An 18,247-nucleotide genomic window follows, 5' to 3' on the forward strand; every position below is an offset into this window, starting at 1 on the left:
CCATCTTTCCAGATGCGCAGGAGGTTCTGGGATTCCGGCGCGGCCTGTGGACGGCCAGGACGTCTCCCGCGTCCCGTGGCGTCCGGCTCGTCAGCGGCCAGACCGGGGCCGTCCCGCAGGGTGGACGCGCTGTCCGAGGGAGGAGAACGGGGATCCTGCGCCCGTGGTCGCCCCGTCGTCTCACCGGGTGAGAACCGCGTCACGTCTGGCAGGACAGGCGGTCCCGTGACGTATCGTGTGGGGACGGAGTGCGCCGAGCGCACTCAGTCACGCTCCACCTCTCGACGGGTCGTCGAGAGCACGCCGGACCACCGGCCTCCGCAGACCAGGGAAGCAATCGTGAACGAGATGTGTTGTCGGTTCAGCCGCCGCCACTCTCTTCCGCCGACCCTGTAAGGAACCCACCGCCCATGTCGATCGACCGCGACATCATCGGGCCCGTGACGACCGCCAAGACCTCTCGCAGCGTCTCGCTGTGGGCGCGTCTGCGCCGCGACCGCCTCGCCGTCGCCGGTCTCGTCACGATCGTCTTCTTCCTGCTCGTCGCGATCTTCGCGCCGCTGCTCTCCTCGCTGTCGGGCAACGACCCGTACACGTACCACCTCGACGCGCTCGACGCGTCAGGTGCGCCGGCCGGCTTCGGCGGCGGCATCAGCGCCGAGCACTGGTTCGGCGTCGAGCCGCTGACGGGCCGCGACCTCTTCTCGATCGTCGTGCACGGCTCGCGGACGTCGCTCGTGGTCGGGCTCGGTGCGACGGTCGTCGCGATGCTCCTCGGGACTGTCGTCGGGCTCGTCGCGGGGTACTTCGGAGGGTGGGTCGACACCCTCGCGAGCCGCGTCATCGACGTGATGTTCGGGTTCCCGAGCCTCATCTTCATGATCGCCCTCGGCGCGATCGTCCCGGTGTCCTTCCCCAGGGTGCTGCTGCTCGTGCTCATCATCGGGTTCTTCGGGTGGGCGTCGATCGCCCGGGTGGTCCGCGGTCAGGTGCTCTCGCTGCGCAAGCAGGGCTACGTCCGCGCCTCGACAGCCCTCGGCGCCCGGCACAGCCACATCTTGTTCAAGCAGATCCTGCCGAACCTCAGCGCGACCATCGTCGTGTTCTCGACGATCACCATCCCGGCCACGATCGGCTCCGAGGCGGCGCTGTCCTTCCTCGGTGTGGGTGTCGCCCCGCCGACCCCGTCGTGGGGCCGGTCGATCGGTGACGCCGTCACCTGGTTCTCGGTCACGCCGATGTACCTCGTCTTCCCCGGAGCGGCCTTGTTCTTCATCACCCTGGCCTTCAACGTCTTCGGCGACGGCCTCCGCGACGCCCTCGACCCGCGCTCGAGGGGGGTCCGCTCATGAGCGACCACCAGCACTCCAGCACACCTGTCGTCGAGGGCCCCGGCAGCACCGCAGCCGCCCGGACGGCGGGCATCGGCACGAGCGCGGCGCGTACGGCACGCTTCGTGCTCGGCAAGGCGAGCGGCATGGTCGTCGTGCTGCTCATCGTCTCGGCGCTCACCTACGCCGTCTTCGTCCTGCTCCCGGCAGACCCGGCCCAGCTCGCCTGCGGTCGTCCGTGCACGCCGGAGCGCCTCGAGGCAGCCCGCGGGTACATGGGCCTCGACGAGCCGCCGTGGAAGCAGTACCTGCTGTTCCTCGGCGGGATCTTCGCGGGGCGGACCTTCGGGGCCGGCGCGACAGCCATCGAGTGCGCGACACCGTGCCTCGGGTACTCCTTCAGGCTCAACGAGTCGGTGACCGACCTCATCATCAGCCGCCTGCCCGTCACGGTCTCGATCGCCGTGGGCGCCGCCGTGCTGTGGCTGCTGGTCGGTGTGGTGTCCGGGGTGGTCGCGGCGATCAAGCGCGGGACCGCCGTCGACCGTCTGATCATCCTCGGCGCGATCGCTGGTGTGTCTGCCCCCAGCTACCTCGTGGGTCTGCTCGCGATCCTGCTGTTCGGCTTCACCCTCGACATGGTCCCGGTGTCCGGCTACGTGCCCTTCACCGAGAGCCCCCTCGACTGGGCGTGGCACCTGGTGCTGCCGTGGACCGTGCTCGCGCTGCTCTCGGCAGCCGTCTACGCCCGGCTCACCCGCGCCCAGATGCTCGACGTCATGGGACAGGACTTCATCCGGACGGCCCGCGCCAAGGGGCTCACCGAGGGTCGGGTCATCACCCGGCACGCGCTGCGCAACGTGATGATCCCTGTCATCACGCTGTTCGGCCTGGACCTCGGGTCGCTGCTCGGCGGCGCGGTCATCACCGAGCGGGTGTTCTCGATGCCCGGTCTCGGCTCGCTGCTGCTCGACGCCGTCGGCAACTTCGACCTGCCGATCCTCGTCGGCGTCACGCTCTTCTCGGCCGCGATCATCATCGTGGCGAACTTCGTCGTCGACCTCGTCTACGGCGTCCTCGACCCGAGGGCGCGCTCATGAGCCGCGCCCAGGTGGTCGTGCGACGCACTGGGACGTCTGGGAAGTCTGGGACGTCTGGTCCCGCCGTGCTCAGGTCGCTGGTCATGCAGCGATGTACACAGCGCTGACTCAGCGCGCCCCGTGACCTGGCGCCGCGCGACACCGCGCGAGCGCACCCCGAAGCACCAGCTCCTCGAGAGGCACGACCCCCGATGAACGCATCACGACCTCGCAGCACCCGCGCTGCGCGCCCGACCCTCCTCAAGGCCGCAGCCGCGACCGCAGTCCTCGCGCTCACCCTCACCGCCTGCAACGCGAACGGTGGCGACGACGACGCGACCGCCCCGAGCACCCAGGGCTCGACGGGCACGACGGAGAAGGGTGGCACCATGACCATCCTCACGTCGGCCACCGAGATCAACTGGGACCCGGCCAAGAGCCAGAACCTCGCGATCACGACCCTCGGCCTCGTCGAGCGACGCCTCACCACCTGGGGCGTCGAGCCCGGCAAGCCCGGCGTCGTGGTCCCTGACCTCGCGACCGACACGGGCACCGTCTCCGACGACGGCAAGACGTGGACCTACACCCTCAAGGACGACATCTTCTTCGAGGACGGCACGCCGATCACGTCGGCCGACATCAAGTACGGCATCGAGCGGTCCTTCGCGCCTGAGCTCTCGGGCGGTCTGAGCTACCACAAGAGCCTGCTCGAGGGCGGCGACGAGTACGCGGGCCCCTACACGGGCGGCGACCTCCCGTCGATCGAGACCCCGGACGACAAGACGATCATCTTCCGTCTGAAGTCCGCCTACGGCGACTGGCCGTGGATCGTCTCGCAGCCGGCCTTCGCACCGGTCCCCGAGGCGCAGGACGACATCGCGACCTACACGCAGCAGCCTGTCGCGTCGGGCCCCTACAAGGTCGTCGACACGAAGCAGGGCGTCTCGGTCACCCTCGAGCGCAACGACAAGTGGACCGAGGAGAGCGACGATGTCCGCACGGCCGGACCCGACTCGATCGTGTTCTCCCTCGGGCAGGACGCGACTGTCACCGCGCAGCGCCTCATCGCCGACGCGGGCGACGACAAGAACGCCTTCGGTGCGAGCTTCGTCCCGCCGGCCCAGCTCGCGCAGGTCGCGAACAACCCCTCCGCCAAGGAGCGTCTGGTGACCTCCGACGCGGGGGCGCTCGCCTACCTCGCGATCAACACCGAGCGGGAGGGCCTCGACAACGTCCAGGTCCGTCAGGCGATCCAGTACGCGGTCGACAAGCAGGCCTTCCAGGTCGCCTCCGGCGGAGAGACCGGCGGGGCTCTGGCCACGACGCTCATCACCCCGGGCATCGAGGGCCGTGAAGACTTCAACCTCTACGAGGCCGACGCGGCCGGTGACGTCGACAAGGCCAAGGAGCTCCTCACGGAGTCCGGCTGGGACCCGACCAGCCGTGAGCTCGTGCTGCTCTCCGAGGACGACTCCGTGTCGCTCTCGCAGGCGCAGGCCGTCGAGCAGGGGCTCGAGCGTGCTGGTTTCCAGGTGACCATCAAGCCTGAGGCGCAGCTCGCCGCGGTCCAGACCCTCACGCAGGGCACGGGTGAGTACGACCTGACGATCAGCTCGTGGCAGCCGGACTTCCCGAGCGCGAACGGCAACATCCAGCCGCTGTTCGACTCGAGCCAGATCGGCAACGGCGGCTACAACCTGGCCCGCTTCTCCGACCCGGCCGTCGACGAGCTCATCGCCCAGGCGACCGCCGAGATCGACGTCGAGAAGGCCGGCGCCCTCTGGGCCCAGGCCGACCGCGCGATCATGGAGCAGTCGCCCGTCGTCCCGCTCATCTACACGCGGAACTCGTTCCTGCACGGCTCGAACGTGCAGAACTTCTACATCCCCGCCTTCCCGGCCTACCCGAACTACCTCAAGGCATCGCTGAGCCAGTGACCACGACCACAGAGAACGCCAAGAACGCCGAGAGCACGGTGCCCCTCCTCACCGTGGACGGGCTGACCGTCCGGTTCGAAGGCCAGGACACTCCCGCCGTCGGTGGGGTCTCCTGGACGCTCGAGCGCGGGCAGGTGCTCGCCCTCGTGGGCGAGTCCGGCTCGGGCAAGAGCGTCACGGCGTTCTCTGTGCTCGGGCTGCTGCCGGCGACGGCGACTGTCGCCGGCAGCATCCGGCTCGACGCCGAGCACCTCGGTAGCGAGCCCGCGCACGACGGTGCCCGCCACGGCGGACCCGTCGAGCTCGTCGACGCATCCTCGGACACCCTGCGGGGTGTCCGGGGCGGTGTCGTCGGGCTCGTGTCCCAGGAGCCGATGAACGCCTGGAACCCCGTGCTGACGATCGGGTGGCAGATCATCGAGGCCGTCCGCACCCACGCCAAGATCTCGCGCGCCCAGGCGCGCGAGCGCCTGCTCCAGCTGCTCCACGAGGTCGGGCTGACCGACCCTGAGCGGGTCGCCCGCTCGTACCCGCACCAGCTCTCGGGCGGACAGCTCCAGCGCGCGCTCATCGCGATGGCACTGAGCGCCGACCCCGTCGCGCTCATCGCCGACGAACCCACCACGGCGCTCGACGTGACGGTCCAGGCCGGGATCCTCGAGCTGCTGCGGTCCTTGCGGGACTCGCGCGGCATGGCGATCCTGCTCATCACCCACGACATGGGCGTGGTCGCCGACCTCGCCGACGACGTCGTGGTGATGCGCCGCGGGCTGGTCGTCGAGAAGGCACCGGCTGCGACGCTGTTCTCAGACCCCCAGGACGCGTACACCCGAGAGCTGCTCGACGCCGTGCCTCGGCTCGGCGCGCTGCCCGAGGCGGAGGTGCTCGACGCAGCAGACCCAGAGACGCCGGTCCGTCGCTCCACCACCACGACCGCCAGCGACACGCGGGCCGCTGCGGCTCCGTCGCCTGCACCTGCAGCACCGCCCGTCGACCTCCGCGACCTCCACGTCGTCTACCCGGGCGCTCGCCGCTCGGCGCCCGTGCACGCTGCTGACGGTGTGACGCTGCGCATCGACCGCGGGGAGATGCTCGGCCTGGTGGGGGAGTCCGGCTCCGGCAAGTCGACCGTGGGCCAGGTGCTCGCCGGTCTGGTGCCGGCGACCTCCGGCTCGGTGCGGGTCTGCGACGTGGACCTGCGCGAGGCGTCCCGCAAAGAGCAGCTGGCCGTGCGCAAGCGCGTCGGTGTGGTGTTCCAGGACCCCGCCTCGACCCTCAACCCCCGCTGGACCATCGCGCAGGCGATCGGTGAGCCCCTCGGTCTGCACACCTCGCTGCGCGGGTCTGAGCTCCGCGACCGCGTCGCGCACCTGCTCGAGATCGTCCAGCTCTCGCCAGACCTCGCCGACAGGTTCTCGCACGAGCTGTCGGGCGGGCAGCGTCAGCGAGTGTCGATCGCGCGGGCTGTGGCTCTCGACCCTGACGTGCTCATCGCCGACGAGCCGACGAGCGCCCTCGACGTGTCGGTCCAGCAGCGCATCCTCGAGGTGTTCGCGGACCTGCAGCAGCGGCTCGGCTTCTCGTGCCTGTTCATCTCGCACAACCTGGCTGTCGTCGAGCGGGTCACGGGTCGCGTCGCGGTGATGCACCAGGGGCGGATCGTCGAGCAGGGACCGACGCGCGACGTCCTGGGCTCCCCGCAGGACCCGTACACGCAGCGGCTGCTCGCGGCCGCGCCCGTGGCGGACCCCACGGTCCAGGCGGAGCGTCGCGCGCACTGGCTGACGCTCACGCGGTGAGCGCTGAGCGGTGTGATGCGCGGGTGCTGAACCGCGCGCTGCTCATGCGCTGAGTCGCGCGATGTTCGCGTGCGTGAACCTCGCGCCGCTCACCCGCTGAACCGCGCGCTGCTCACGGCCGCTGCGCCGCTCATGACTGCCGCGCTGCTCCTGACTGACTGACTTACTGTCGTACCGCTCACCGCTGCTGCGCCGCGACCCCCAGCGCCGTCCCGACCTCTTCGTACCCGTGCCGCACCTGCCCGAGCGAGATCCGCAGGTGACCGCCGGGTCGCTTCGGGGTGCTCGTGGTGCTCGTGACGCTCGTGGTGAAGGGCGCCCCGGGGGCGCACCGGATGCCGAGCGCCGCGAGGTGCACTGTCGCGGCGCGCTCGTCGGTGACCGGCAGCCACATGTTGATCCCGTCGCCGGCCCGCAGCTCCGCGCCGGTCGCACGCACAGCGCGGGAGACCTCACGCTGCCGCAGAGCGTAGGCGCTGCGGGCCTGGGCGACGCTCTCCCGGACCGTCGAGTCCGTGAGCAGCTCGAGCAGGACCTCCTGCAACATGCGGCTGGTCCACCCGGGGCCGAGCATCCGCCGGGCGACGACGTCGCGCATGAGGTCGGCCGGCGCTGACATCGCGGCGATGCGCAGGTCAGGTCCGTGGGACTTCGAGAAGGACCGCACGTGCACGACCTGGCCTGGTAGGTGCGTCCCGAGGCTCACGTCAGGCGCCTGGCAGATGCTCCCGGAGTGGTCGTCCTCGACGACCAGCACGTCGCGGCCCCGCGGGTGGCGGCGCAGCACGTCGGCGAGCTCGGCGGCCCGCGCAGCGGTGAGCGACGCCCCCGTCGGGTTGTGCGCACGCGGCTGGAGCAGCACGACGCCCGGCCCGTCGTCGAGGACCCGCGCGAGACCGTCGGGCCTCATGCCGTGCTCGTCGACGTCGACCCCGAGGGTCTGCGCACCGAGGTGGTCGAGCAGGTCGTAGAAGGGTGGGAAGGACGGGTTCTCGACCGCGACGCGCGACCCGAGACTCACGCGGAGCTCGAGCACCCGGCTGAGCCCGTCCATCGCACCGTCGACGACCGTGAGTGCCTCGGGCACGAAGGGCCAGTCGGCCCGCAGGCGTCGTTCGAGCGGCGCGATGAGCGCGGGCCCGAGATAGCTCGACGTGGTCGCCCCCTGCGTGCGCCGGGCCAGCCTGGCGAAGGCGACGCCGAGCGGGGGAAGGAGCTGGGGGTCGGGGGTGCCCGACGACAGGTCGATCCGGTACGGGACCTGGTCGCCCGCGGCGAGGTCCCTGTACCGCGGCGGCAGCCACGTGGAGCGTTGGCTCAGCACGAAGGTGCCGGCCCGCCCGCGCGTGCGGACCAGGCCAGCCTCGGCGAGGGCGTGCCACGCCCCGGAGACGGTCCCCGGGCTCACCCGGAGCTGGGCAGCGACGTCCCGGACCGTCGGCATGCGCTCGTCGGCCGCGATCTCACCGGACCTGATGAGCCGCGCGAGGGTCGCGGCGATCCCTGCGGGCGTGCGGTCTGTCACGAGCTCGGCGAGGTCCATGCCCTGATCTTGTGGTGCCCGCGACCGGGGACGGAGCGCCTGGCCGGAGAGTTAACACGACCGACACGAGCGTTCTCAGGGACGTTACGTGGGGACACGCCGCGGAAATGTTCAAGGCCGAGAGTCACACCCATCAGCCCGCCAGGTGGAGGCGGCGACGAGGAGAGGCGAGGTGTCCGCGTGACGATCGTGAGGACAGCACTGACCCAGGCGACGTGGACCGGCGACAAGGAGTCCATGCTCGCCAAGCACGAGCAGTTCACCCGTGACGCGGCGGCCCAGGGCGCGAAGATCATCTGCTACCAGGAGCTCTTCTACGGCCCGTACTTCGGGATCGTCCAGGACACGAAGTACTACGAGTACGCGGAGTCGGTCCCGGGCCCGATCACCGAGCGCTTCCAGGCGCTCGCCAAGGAGCTGGACATCGTCATCGTGCTCCCGGTGTACGAGGAAGACCAGCCTGGCGTCCTCTACAACACGGCTGCGGTGATCGACTCGGACGGCAGCTACCTCGGCAAGTACCGCAAGCACCACATCCCGCACCTGCCGAAGTTCTGGGAGAAGTTCTACTTCCGTCCCGGCAACCTCGGGTACCCGGTCTTCGACACGGCCGTCGGGACGATCGGCGTCAACATCTGCTACGACCGTCACTTCCCCGAGGGATGGCGTGCTCTGGCCCTGGGCGGCGCGGAGATCGTGTTCAACCCCAACGCCACGGCACCCGGCATCTCGAACCGGCTGTGGGAGATCGAGCAGCCGGCTGCCGCCGTCGCCAACGGGATGTTCGTGGTGGCGACCAACCGGGTCGGGCTCGAGGACGACGAGTTCGGGGACGAGGCCGTGAACTTCTACGGCTCCTCCTACGTGGTCGGCCCCGACGGCGCCCTGGTCGGTGAGATGGGCTCGTCGACCGAGCCCGAGCTGCTGATCCGCGACATCGACCTGGACAAGGTCCGTGAGGTGCGCGAGCGCTGGCAGTTCTTCCGCGACCGCCGCCCGGACGCGTACGAGGCGCTCGTCGCGCCGTGACCTAGGCAGGCCCGGCGCGGCCCGGTCCCGACCGGCCCGGCCTGGCCTACGGCGTGGCGCCGCCCGGTCCCGTCCGGCCCGGCTCCGTCCGACCTGGACCGCGCGCCCGGCCCCGTGTCTGCGCCCCGCTCAGCCCCAGCACTCCGACCTCCTCCGACCTCCTCCGACCCCCCAGGAGACCCATGTACACGCTCATCACCGGCGGGACCGTCGTCAACGCGACAGGGACGGGGCTGGCCGACGTCCTCGTCGAGGACGAGACGATCGTCGCCGTCCTCGAACCTGGCTCGGCCGTCCTCGGCGAGACCTTCCTCGCCGGGGTCGACCGCAGGATCGACGCGACAGGCAAGTACGTGATCCCGGGCGGGATCGACGCCCACACGCACATGGAGATGCCCTTCGGCGGGTCCTTCGCCTCGGACAGCTTCGAGACGGGGACCCGGGCCGCTGCCTGGGGCGGCACCACGACGATCATCGACTTCTCGGTCCAGTACGCCGGCCAGGACGTGCTCACGCAGTTCGCCGCGTGGCACGAGAAGGCCGCCGGGAGGTGCGCGGTCGACTACGCCTTCCACCAGATCATCGGCGGGGTCGACGACGTCTCCCTCGCGGCGATGGACACGCTCATCGACGAGGGAGTGTCGAGCTTCAAGCTCTTCATGGCCTACAAGGGCGTGTTCCTCTCCGACGACGGACAGATCGTCCAGGCCATGCAGCGGGTGTCGAACAACGGCGGGCTGCTGATGATGCACGCGGAGAACGGGTCGGTCATCGACCTGCTCCAGCAGCAGGCCCTCCAGCGCGGGGACACCGACCCGATCCACCACGGGCTCACCCGCCCGTGGCAGACGGAGGAGGAGGCCACGTACCGCGCGATCCGGCTGGCCGAGCTCACCGGGGCGCCCCTCTACGTCGTGCACGTCTCGGCGAAGCAGGCCGCGCAGCGGATCGCCGAGGCCCGCGACACCGGGCAGAACGTCTTCGGCGAGACCTGCCCGCAGTACCTGTGGCTCTCCCTCGAGGAGCAGCTCGGCGCCCCGGGCTTCGAGGGGTCCAAGTGGGTGTGCTCGACGCCGTTGCGCTCGCGGTCCGACGGCCACCAGGAGCACATGTGGCGCTCGCTGCGCACCAACGACCTGCAGCTCGTGAGCACCGACCACTGTCCCTTCTGCATGAAGGGGCAGAAGGAGATGGGTGTCGGTGACTTCACGAAGATCCCGAACGGGATCGGCTCGGTCGAGCACAGGCTCGACCTCATCTACCAGGGCGTGGTCACGGGCAAGATCTCGCTCGAGCGCTGGGTCGAGATCTGCTGCACCACGCCGGCCCGGATGTTCGGGCTGTACGGCACGAAGGGTGTCATCCAGCCCGGGGCCGACGCCGACGTGGTCGTGTACGACCCGGCGGGGCACACGAGCATCTCGGTCGAGTCGCACCACATGAACCTCGACTACTCCGCGTGGGAGGGCTTCGAGGTCGACGGGCACGTGGACGTGGTGCTGTCCCGCGGGAAGGTCCTCGTCGCCGACGGCGAGTACCACGGTCGCCCCGGGCACGGGCGGTACGTCAAGCGGGGGCTGTCGCAGTACCTCATCTGAGGGGTCGTGCGTCCCCGAGCCTCCCTCCCCAGCAACCCCAGCCCTGACAGAAAGGACACCGCTCATGGACTTCGGTGTCGTCCTCCAGAACCACCCGCCGGCGTCACGCGTCGTCGAGCTCACGCGCCTGGCCGAGACCTACGGGTTCTCCTACGCGTGGACCTTCGACTCGCCGCTGCTGTGGCAGGAGCCCTTCGTCGTGTACCCGCAGATGCTCGCCGCGACCCGCAAGATCAAGGTCGGCCCGATGGTCACCAACCCGTCGACGCGCGACTGGACCGTGCTGGCGTCGCTGTTCGCGACGCTCAACGACATGTTCGGCAACCGCACGGTCTGCGGCATCGGCCGCGGGGACTCGGCGGTCCGGGTGCTCAACGGACGCCCGTCGACGCTCAAGGCGCTGCGCGAGTCCATCCACGTGATCCGCGAGCTGGCGAACAGCCGCAGCGTCGAGCTCAACGGGTCCACGCTGCAGTTCCCGTGGTCCAAGGACTCTGAGCTCGAGATGTGGGTCGCGGCCTACGGCCCGCTCGCGCTCAAGCTCACCGGCGAGGTGGGGGACGGCTTCATCCTCCAGCTCGCCGACCCGGACATCGCCGCCTGGATGATCAAGGTGGTCAAGGAGGCGGCCGAGAAGGCCGGACGGGACCCCGAGGCCATCACGTTCTGCGTCGCAGCCCCCATGTACGTGGGCGACGGCGACTCGCCGGCCGAGCGGGCGCACATGCGCGAGCAGTGCCGCTGGTTCGGGGGGATGGTCGGCAACCACGTGGCCGACATCGTCTCGAAGTACGGGGCGGACTCCTCGGTCCCCAAGGCGCTCACCGACTACATCGAGGGCCGGCAGGGCTACGACTACAACGAGCACGGCCTGGTCGGGAACTCGCACACGAGCTTCGTGCCCGACGAGATCGTCGAGAGGTTCTGCCTGCTCGGCTCCCCGCGGGAGCACGTCGAGAAGCTCCAGGCGCTGCAAGACCTCGGGGTCCACCAGTTCGCCGGGTACCTCCAGCACGACAACAAGGAGGAGACCCTGCGGCTGTACGGCGAGCGGGTGATCCCGGCGATGGCCGAGCACGTGACGGCCAAGGCATGACGAGCCCTGCCGTGGTGGCTACAAGCGCCTCACCCGGGGAGCGGGCGGAAGTGCCCGGTGCGCCGGTCCGTGCACCTAGGTCGGCGCCGCGTGCGGGCTCGACCTCGCTGCCAGCCCGTGTCCTGGGCTCCAAGCCCGTCGTCGCGGTCTTCGCCGTCGTCGTCCTCGGCTCGGTGTGGGAGCTCTACAAGGCACTCGGGCCGGCCGACGGCTGGTCTCTCGGTGAGACCCGGCTGCTGCCACGCACGACCGACCTCGCCATGCCGCACACCTGGGAGATGGTCGCGCGGCTCTTCGACCCCGTGTCGGGGGCGCGTGACGCCCCGGTCCTGTGGCGGGCCGTCCTCGAGGCCGGCGCGCTGAGCCTCGGGATCGCCGTGGTCGGCTGGGTCGTCGGCGTGACCGTCGGGATGCTGCTGGCGCTCGCCATGCAGCGGCTGCGGGTCGTCGAGCGGGCTGTCCTGCCGCTCGTGGTGCTGTCTCAGACCGTCCCGCTCATCGCCCTCGCCCCGCTCGTGCGGTCGTGGGGAGCGAAGCTCGAGATCGGCAGCCTCGCGTGGGAACCGTGGATGTCCGTCGCCGTGATCGCCTCCTATCTCGCCTTCTTCCCCGTGGCCGTCGGGATGCTCCGCGGGCTGCAGTCGCCCGACACGATCCATGTCGAGCTCATGACCGCCTACGCGGCCGGGTGGTTCGCGACCCTCGTCAGGCTCCGTCTGCCGGCCGCCGTCCCGCACCTGCTGCCCGCCCTGCGCCTCGCGGCTGCCAACGCCGTCATCGGGACCGTCGTGGCCGAGGTCGCGACGGGCCTGCCCGGTGGGATCGGCCGGATGATCCTCGAGTTCGCGAACTTCGCGTCGAGCGACCCCGCCAAGCCCTGGGCACCGATCTTCGGCGCCGTGGTCCTCGGTCTCGTCGCGGCCGGGCTCGTGACGCTCCTCGGCCGGTCCCTCGGCCGGTTCCGTCGGGGCGAGGTGGTCGCATGAGCGCGGCTGCCGACGGTCTCTCTGCCCCTGCCCGCGCCACTGCCGCTGCAGCTGCCCCCGCCGACGCCCGCGCCCCTGGCCCAGCCCCTGCTCGTGCTCACGCCCGACCGACCCGAGGAGCGCTCTGATGTCTCAGCCCGACCCGCAGTCCCCGCCCCTCTCGACGTCTGAACCCGCCAGCACGGTGCCCACGCCCCTGGCGTCCCAGGCGTCGCACGCATCCCAAGGTGCCCAGGCCTCGGCCGTCCACGTCGACTCCGTCACGCGCGTCTTCGGCCGCGGGGCCAGCCAGGTCGTCGCCCTCGACGACGTGAGCCTCACGGTCGCACCTGGAGAGTTCGTCTCCCTGATCGGTCCCTCGGGCTGCGGCAAGTCGACGCTGCTGCGCCTCGTCGCCGACCTCGACCAGCCGACCTCGGGCACGGTCGAGGTCTTCGGGCGGCCCGCACGCCAGGCGCGGCTGTCCCGGGAGTACGGCATCGCCTTCCAGCAGGCCGGCCTGCTGCCGTGGCGGACCGTCCGGGCGAACGTCGAGCTCCCGCTCGCGCTGTCCGGGACCGGCCGAGGAGCCCGGAGAGAGCGGGTCGACCACCTGCTCGACCTCGTCGGGCTCGCCGACTTCGCCGACAGCTTTCCTGACCAGCTCTCGGGCGGCATGCAGCAGCGCGTCGCGATCGCCCGGTCCCTCGCGGAGGAACCGAGCCTGCTGCTCATGGACGAACCCTTCGGTGCCCTCGACGAGATGACCCGCGAGCACCTGCAGACCCAGCTGCTGCGGATCTGCGCCGAGACCCGGGCCGCCGTCGTGTTCGTCACCCACTCCATCCCCGAGGCCGTGTTCCTCTCGGACACCGTGGTCGTCATGTCGCCGCGACCTGGCCGCATCCGGGAGATCGTCCCCGTCGGGCTCGACCGCGCGGGCATCGCCCCAGCGACAGCCGTGAGCACAGCGGCCGAGGACGCCGTCGGAGACGACCTGCGCACGGCAGACGCCTTCGTCAACGCCGTCGCCAGGGTCCGGACCGCCCTGCACGGCGACCTGGCCTCGGCGGGACGTCCGGGCGGTGCGGCTGGGGAGAGCCGCACGGCGCGCCCCGCCGGGGTGGACCAGCGATGACGACCACCCGGCCCGTCGGTGGCCCGACCACCTCAGCCCCCGAGTCGTCCGGGGGTGCCGCGGACACGTCGACCTCCGGGGCATCCGTCGCCTGGTCAGACCGCCGCCTCATGCGCTCCGGAGCCTCAGCGCTCGCGGCCGTCGCACCGCCGGTGGTCCTGCTCGCCGCGATCCTCGCCGCATGGCAGGCGGCCGTGACGTTGGGAGACGTCCCAGCCTTCGTGCTCCCGGGCCCGTCAGCCATCCTCGACGAGCTCCGCGACCTCGCCGGTCCTATCGCCTCAGCTGCTCTGGTCACCGGACGCAACGCCCTCGTCGGGCTGGTCGTGGGGGCAGTCCTGGGGATCGTGCTCGCCGTCGTCGCGTCCTCGGCGAAGATCGTCGACAGGCTCGGCGAGCCGGTGGTCACCGCGCTCTCCGTGGTCCCCGTCGTGGCGCTCGCCCCGGTCCTGTACTCGATGTACGGCGCAGCCTCCGAGCAGGCCCGCGTGATCGTCGCCGGTCTCGCGGTGTTCGTGCCGGTGTACGTCAACACGCTGCGCGGTCTGCGGCAGGTCACCTCGGTGCACCGCGACCTCATGCGGGCGCTCGCCGCCTCACCCCGGCAGGTGGCACTCACCGTGACGGTCCCGACCGCCGTGCCCTTCGTCTTCACAGGGCTGCGCATCGCCTCGTCCCTCGCGGTGATCTCCGCGATCGTCGCCGAGTACTTCGGCGGTCCGCGCTCGGGCATCGGGTCCTTCATCACGACGGCCGCGTCGGGCTCCAACTATGCGCGGGCCTGGGCCTACGTGCTCGGCGGGATCGTCGTCGGGCTCGTGTTCTTCACGGTGACGGCGTTCGCGGAGCACCTCGCGACCCGGAGGAGACCTGTGTAGTCGGCGAGGAGCACCCAACCCCAACGATGTCCACCTGCCAACGGCTGCCAGGCAGTCGCGAGACGAGCCGCCGGCCTGCCTCGCACGAGAAGGACCAGTCCACCCACGCGTCGGCCTCCGGGGCCGACCGACACAGGGAGAAGACATGAGGACCACCACACGTTGGAGGGCGGCCGCTGCGGCGACAGTCGCCGCAGGGCTCGTGCTCACAGGATGCTCGAGCTCGGACGAGGACGCCGACGCGGCCACAGGCGGCACCGGAGAAGATCTCACGCCGGTGAAGCTGCAGCTGCAGTGGCTCACCCAGGCCCAGTTCTCCGGCTACTACGCCGCGCTCGACCAGGGCTACTACGAAGAGCAGGGCCTCGACGTCGAGATCATCCCGTCGGGCGGCGACATCGTGCCGCAGGACGCCCTCGCCCAGGGGGAGGTCGACTACGCGGTCGCCTGGGTGCCCAAGGTGCTCGGGTCGATCGAGCAGGGCGCGAACATCACCAACGTCGCGCAGATCTTCGAGCGCTCGGCGACCCTCCAGGTCTCCTTCGCCGACGCGGGCATCGACTCGGTCGAGGACCTCGCGGGCAAGAACGTCGGCTCGTGGGGCTACGGCAACGAGTGGGAGCTCTTCGCAGGGCTGGGGGAGGCGGGGGTCACCGACTTCACGCTCGTCACCCAGGCCTTCGACATGCTCGGGCTGCTCAACGGAGACATCGACGCCGCGCAGGCCATGACGTACAACGAGTACGCGCAGCTGCTCGAGACCGTGGACCCGGACACGGGTGAGCTCTACACGCCCGACGACTTCTCGGTCATCGACTGGAACGACGAGGGTGTCGCGATGCTCCAGGACGCCGTCTGGGCCGACACCGAACGCCTCGAGTCCGACCCGGCCTACGAGGAGACCACCGTCAAGTTCCTCACCGCGACCCTCAAGGGCTGGGCCTACGCCCGCGACAACCCCCAGGAGGCCGCTGACATCGTCACAGCCGCCGGCTCGACCCTCGGGACGAGCCACCAGCTGTGGATGGCCAACGAGGTCAACAAGCTCATCTGGCCCAGCACCACGGGCGGCATCGGCCTCGTCGACCCCGCAGCGTGGGACAAGACCGTCGAGCTCGCGATGTCGACCGAGAACGAGACCGGCTCGACGATCATCACCGAGGCGCCGCCCGAGTCGGCGTACATCTCGGAGTACGTGCAGCAGGCCATCGATGCGCTGACCGAGGAGGGCGTCGACGTGGTCGGCACCGACTACGCGCCGATCGACGTCACCCTCGCCGAGGGCGGCAACTGACGGAGCGCGGGGGTGCGGCTCGCCGGGAGCCGGCGCCGCACCCCCGCAGCCCGCACTCCCGCAGCCCGCGTGCCCTGCAGCTCGCGCACGCCGCGTAGCCCCGCAGCCCCGACCCGCCAGGATCCCCTCCTGTCAGCCGCCGCGCTGGCTCTGACCATCCTGGTCGCCTCGCCTCGCCTCCCACCCCACCCCACCACCAGCCCGAGGAGTCCCATGAACGTGCCCACCCCGGCCGCCCCGTCACCTGGGGCTGTCCGTAGCCCGGTCTCTCAGGCGCCCCCCGGCACAGCCCTCGAGCTCGACCGCGCCCACGTCTTCCACTCCTGGTCCGCCCAGGGATCCCTCCAGCCGCTGACGATCGCCGGAGGCCTCGGCTGCGAGGTCTGGGACGACGAGGGCCGCCACTACCTCGACTTCTCCTCCCAGCTCGTCAACATCAACATCGGGCACCAGCACCCCCGGGTGGTCGCAGCGATCGCCGAGCAGGCCCAGGTGCTGACCACGATCTCGCCGGCCCATGCGAACCTCACGAGGGGCCGCGCCGCCCAGCTCATCACCGAGCGCGCCCCCGACGGCCTGGACAAGGTCTTCTTCACCAACGGCGGCGCCGACGCCAACGAGAACGCGATGCGGATGGCCCGCCTGCACACAGGACGCAGCAAGATCCTCTCGGCGTACAGGTCGTACCACGGCAACACGGGCTCGGCCGTCGTCGCGACGGGCGACTGGCGGCGCATCCCCAACGAGTTCGCCCACGGTCACGCGCACTTCTTCACGCCGTACCTGTTCCGCTCCGACTTCTGGGCCTCGACCCCCGAGGAGGAGTGCGCCCGAGCCCTCGAGCACCTGGCCCGCGTCGTCGAGTGCGAAGGTCCGGCGTCGATCGCCGCGATCCTCCTCGAGACCGTGCCGGGGACCGCAGGGGTCCTCACCCCACCCCCGGGCTATCTCGCCGGGGTGCGCGAGATCGCCGACAAGCACGGCATCCTGCTGATCCTCGACGAGGTCATGGCCGGCTTCGGCCGGACTGGACACTGGTTCGCCTTCGACGCCCACGACGTCCGCCCCGACCTCGTGACCTTCGCCAAGGGCGTCAACTCCGGCTACGTCCCGGCCGGGGGAGTGATCATCGACGCCCCCGTCGCGGCGACCTTCGACGACCGGGTCTTCCCCGGCGGGCTCACCTACTCCGGCCACCCGCTCGCGATGGCCGCGATCGTCGGGACCCTCGAGGCGATGGCCGACGAGAAGATCGTCGAGAACGCCCGCACCGTCGGCGCCGAGCACATCGGCCCCGGCCTGCAGGCCCTCGCCGCCGCGCACCCGGTCATCGGCGAGGTCCGGGGGAGCGGTGTCTTCTGGGCCCTCGAGCTCGTCGCCGACCAGGAGACCCGTGCCCCCGTCGCCCCCGCGGTCGTGGGAGCCGTCAAGCAGGGCTGCCTCGACCGAGGGCTGCTGCCCTTCGTCGCCGACAACCGGCTGCACGTCGTGCCGCCGTGCGTCGTCACACCCGCCGAGGTGGACCGAGCGCTCGCGGTCTACGACGAGGTGCTCACCGAGGCCGAGGCGGCGCTCTGAGCGCCCCGGCCGCCGGCCATCGCGCCCCCTCGGTTCGCGGCTGGCCAGCGGCGTCGGGTCGTCCGGGTCCGACCAGAGGCCTCTCGACCAGGCTCTGCTCACCTCTCTCCCGACCAGTCTCGACCTGAGACCCCCACCGTGCCCCGTCCGACCCATCTCTAGGAGACCCTGCATGTCTGACCTCCCTGTCCGTCCGTCTGAGCCAGCCCCTGCCGTCCCGCGCCGCATCGTCGTCACCGGCGCCTCGTCGGGCATCGGCGCAGCGACCGTCGAGCTGCTCCGCGCCGAGGGCCACGACGTGGTCGCCGTCGCCCGCCGCGAAGACCGCCTCGCGGAGGTCGCGGAGCGTACGGGCGCGACCTACGTCGTCGCCGACATCACCTCCGACGAGGACGTCGCCCGCCTCGTCGCCGAGGTCACGGCCGTGGGCCCTGTCGACGCCGTCGTCAACAACGCGGGCGGTGCGCTCGGCGCGGACCCCGTCGGTGCGGCCGACCTCGAGCTCTGGCGCCGCATGTACGAGCTCAACGTCATCGGCACCTTCCGGGTGGTCAACGCGCTCCTGCCGGCGCTGCGCGAGGCCGAGGGCGACATCGTCGTCATCACGTCGACCGCCGCGCACGAGCCCTACGAGGGCGGTGGAGGGTACGTGGCCGCGAAGTTCGCCGAGCGGGTCGCGACGCGGACGCTGCGCCTCGAGCTCGTCGGCGAGCCGGTCCGCGTGGTCGAGATCGCCCCGGGCATGGTGCACACCGAAGAGTTCTCCCTTACCCGCTTCGCAGGGGACACCGCCAAGGCTGCCGCGGTGTACGACGGGGTGCCCGGTCCGCTGCAGGCGGGCGACGTCGCGGAGGCTGTGCGCTGGTCCCTCGCGCAGCCGCCGCACGTCAACATCGACACCCTCATCTTGCGCCCGCGGGCCCAGGCGGCCTACACCAAGACGCACCGGGTGCCGTCCGGGTCGCAGGGATAGGGTGGACTC

14 protein-coding genes are annotated in these 18,247 nt (G+C 70.9%); 13 read left to right on the forward strand and 1 reads right to left on the reverse strand.

The window, feature by feature from the left end:
- Nucleotides 1–410 precede the first annotated feature (410 nt).
- The 4 genes from ASG53_RS06305 (at nt 411) to ASG53_RS06320 (ending at nt 6,146) form a co-directional block, all read left to right on the forward strand.
- Complete coding sequence (locus ASG53_RS06305) at nt 411–1,352, forward strand: ABC transporter permease (RefSeq protein ID WP_056129838.1); 942 nt, start codon at nt 411–413, stop codon at nt 1,350–1,352.
- On the forward strand, nt 1,349–2,431 hold the full coding sequence (locus tag ASG53_RS06310) for an ABC transporter permease (RefSeq protein WP_200945451.1): 1,083 nt from the start codon (nt 1,349–1,351) through the stop codon (nt 2,429–2,431). The genes ASG53_RS06305 and ASG53_RS06310 overlap by 4 nt, the downstream gene beginning before the upstream one ends.
- Before the next feature lie 191 nt (nt 2,432–2,622).
- Nucleotides 2,623–4,347, forward strand: a complete 1,725-nt coding sequence (locus ASG53_RS06315; protein WP_056129842.1) for an ABC transporter substrate-binding protein — start codon at nt 2,623–2,625, stop codon at nt 4,345–4,347.
- A complete protein-coding gene (locus ASG53_RS06320; RefSeq protein ID WP_056129844.1) occupies nt 4,344–6,146 on the forward strand; it encodes a dipeptide ABC transporter ATP-binding protein in 1,803 nt (600 codons plus the stop codon). Before ASG53_RS06315 ends, ASG53_RS06320 begins: the two co-directional genes overlap by 4 nt.
- Nucleotides 6,147–6,324: 178 nt before the next feature.
- Here the strand turns inward: ASG53_RS06320 and ASG53_RS06325 are convergent, their stop codons facing one another.
- On the reverse strand, nt 6,325–7,689 hold the full coding sequence (locus ASG53_RS06325) for an aminotransferase class I/II-fold pyridoxal phosphate-dependent enzyme (protein ID WP_056129846.1): 1,365 nt from the start codon (nt 7,687–7,689) through the stop codon (nt 6,325–6,327).
- Nucleotides 7,690–7,869: 180 nt separating this feature from the next.
- Between ASG53_RS06325 and ASG53_RS06330 the strand changes: the two genes are divergently transcribed.
- The 9 genes from ASG53_RS06330 to ASG53_RS06370 all read left to right on the forward strand — a co-directional run bounded on the left by ASG53_RS06330 (nt 7,870) and on the right by ASG53_RS06370 (nt 18,238).
- Nucleotides 7,870–8,718 (forward strand): nitrilase-related carbon-nitrogen hydrolase, encoded by an 849-nt coding sequence (locus tag ASG53_RS06330; RefSeq protein ID WP_056129849.1) that lies wholly within the window; start codon nt 7,870–7,872, stop codon nt 8,716–8,718.
- Nucleotides 8,719–8,900: 182 nt separating this feature from the next.
- On the forward strand, nt 8,901–10,316 hold the full coding sequence (gene hydA, locus ASG53_RS06335) for a dihydropyrimidinase (protein ID WP_056129852.1): 1,416 nt from the start codon (nt 8,901–8,903) through the stop codon (nt 10,314–10,316).
- Nucleotides 10,317–10,380: 64 nt separating this feature from the next.
- Nucleotides 10,381–11,412, forward strand: coding sequence for a TIGR03842 family LLM class F420-dependent oxidoreductase (locus tag ASG53_RS06340; RefSeq protein ID WP_056129855.1), 1,032 nt, complete (start codon nt 10,381–10,383; stop codon nt 11,410–11,412).
- Complete coding sequence (locus tag ASG53_RS06345) at nt 11,409–12,398, forward strand: ABC transporter permease (RefSeq protein WP_235533849.1); 990 nt, start codon at nt 11,409–11,411, stop codon at nt 12,396–12,398. Before ASG53_RS06340 ends, ASG53_RS06345 begins: the two co-directional genes overlap by 4 nt.
- 127 nt (nt 12,399–12,525) lie before the next feature.
- Nucleotides 12,526–13,515: an ABC transporter ATP-binding protein gene (locus tag ASG53_RS06350; RefSeq protein ID WP_056129860.1), complete on the forward strand. Its 990-nt coding sequence runs from the start codon at nt 12,526–12,528 to the stop codon at nt 13,513–13,515.
- Entirely contained in the window at nt 13,512–14,393 is an 882-nt protein-coding gene (locus ASG53_RS06355; RefSeq protein WP_082543829.1) for an ABC transporter permease, read from the forward strand. The genes ASG53_RS06350 and ASG53_RS06355 overlap by 4 nt, the downstream gene beginning before the upstream one ends.
- 145 nt (nt 14,394–14,538) lie before the next feature.
- The gene (locus ASG53_RS06360) at nt 14,539–15,687 is read left to right on the forward strand and encodes an ABC transporter substrate-binding protein (protein WP_056129861.1); all 1,149 of its coding nucleotides are present in this window, start codon (nt 14,539–14,541) and stop codon (nt 15,685–15,687) included.
- A gap of 213 nt (nt 15,688–15,900) precedes the next feature.
- Nucleotides 15,901–17,265: an aspartate aminotransferase family protein gene (locus ASG53_RS06365; protein WP_056129864.1), complete on the forward strand. Its 1,365-nt coding sequence runs from the start codon at nt 15,901–15,903 to the stop codon at nt 17,263–17,265.
- A gap of 172 nt (nt 17,266–17,437) precedes the next feature.
- Nucleotides 17,438–18,238 (forward strand): SDR family oxidoreductase, encoded by an 801-nt coding sequence (locus ASG53_RS06370; RefSeq protein ID WP_056129867.1) that lies wholly within the window; start codon nt 17,438–17,440, stop codon nt 18,236–18,238.
- Nucleotides 18,239–18,247: the final 9 nt, after the last annotated feature.

Origin of the sequence: Sanguibacter sp. Leaf3 (assembly GCF_001425965.1) — a bacterium.
Classification (GTDB): domain Bacteria; phylum Actinomycetota; class Actinomycetes; order Actinomycetales; family Cellulomonadaceae; genus Sanguibacter; species Sanguibacter inulinus.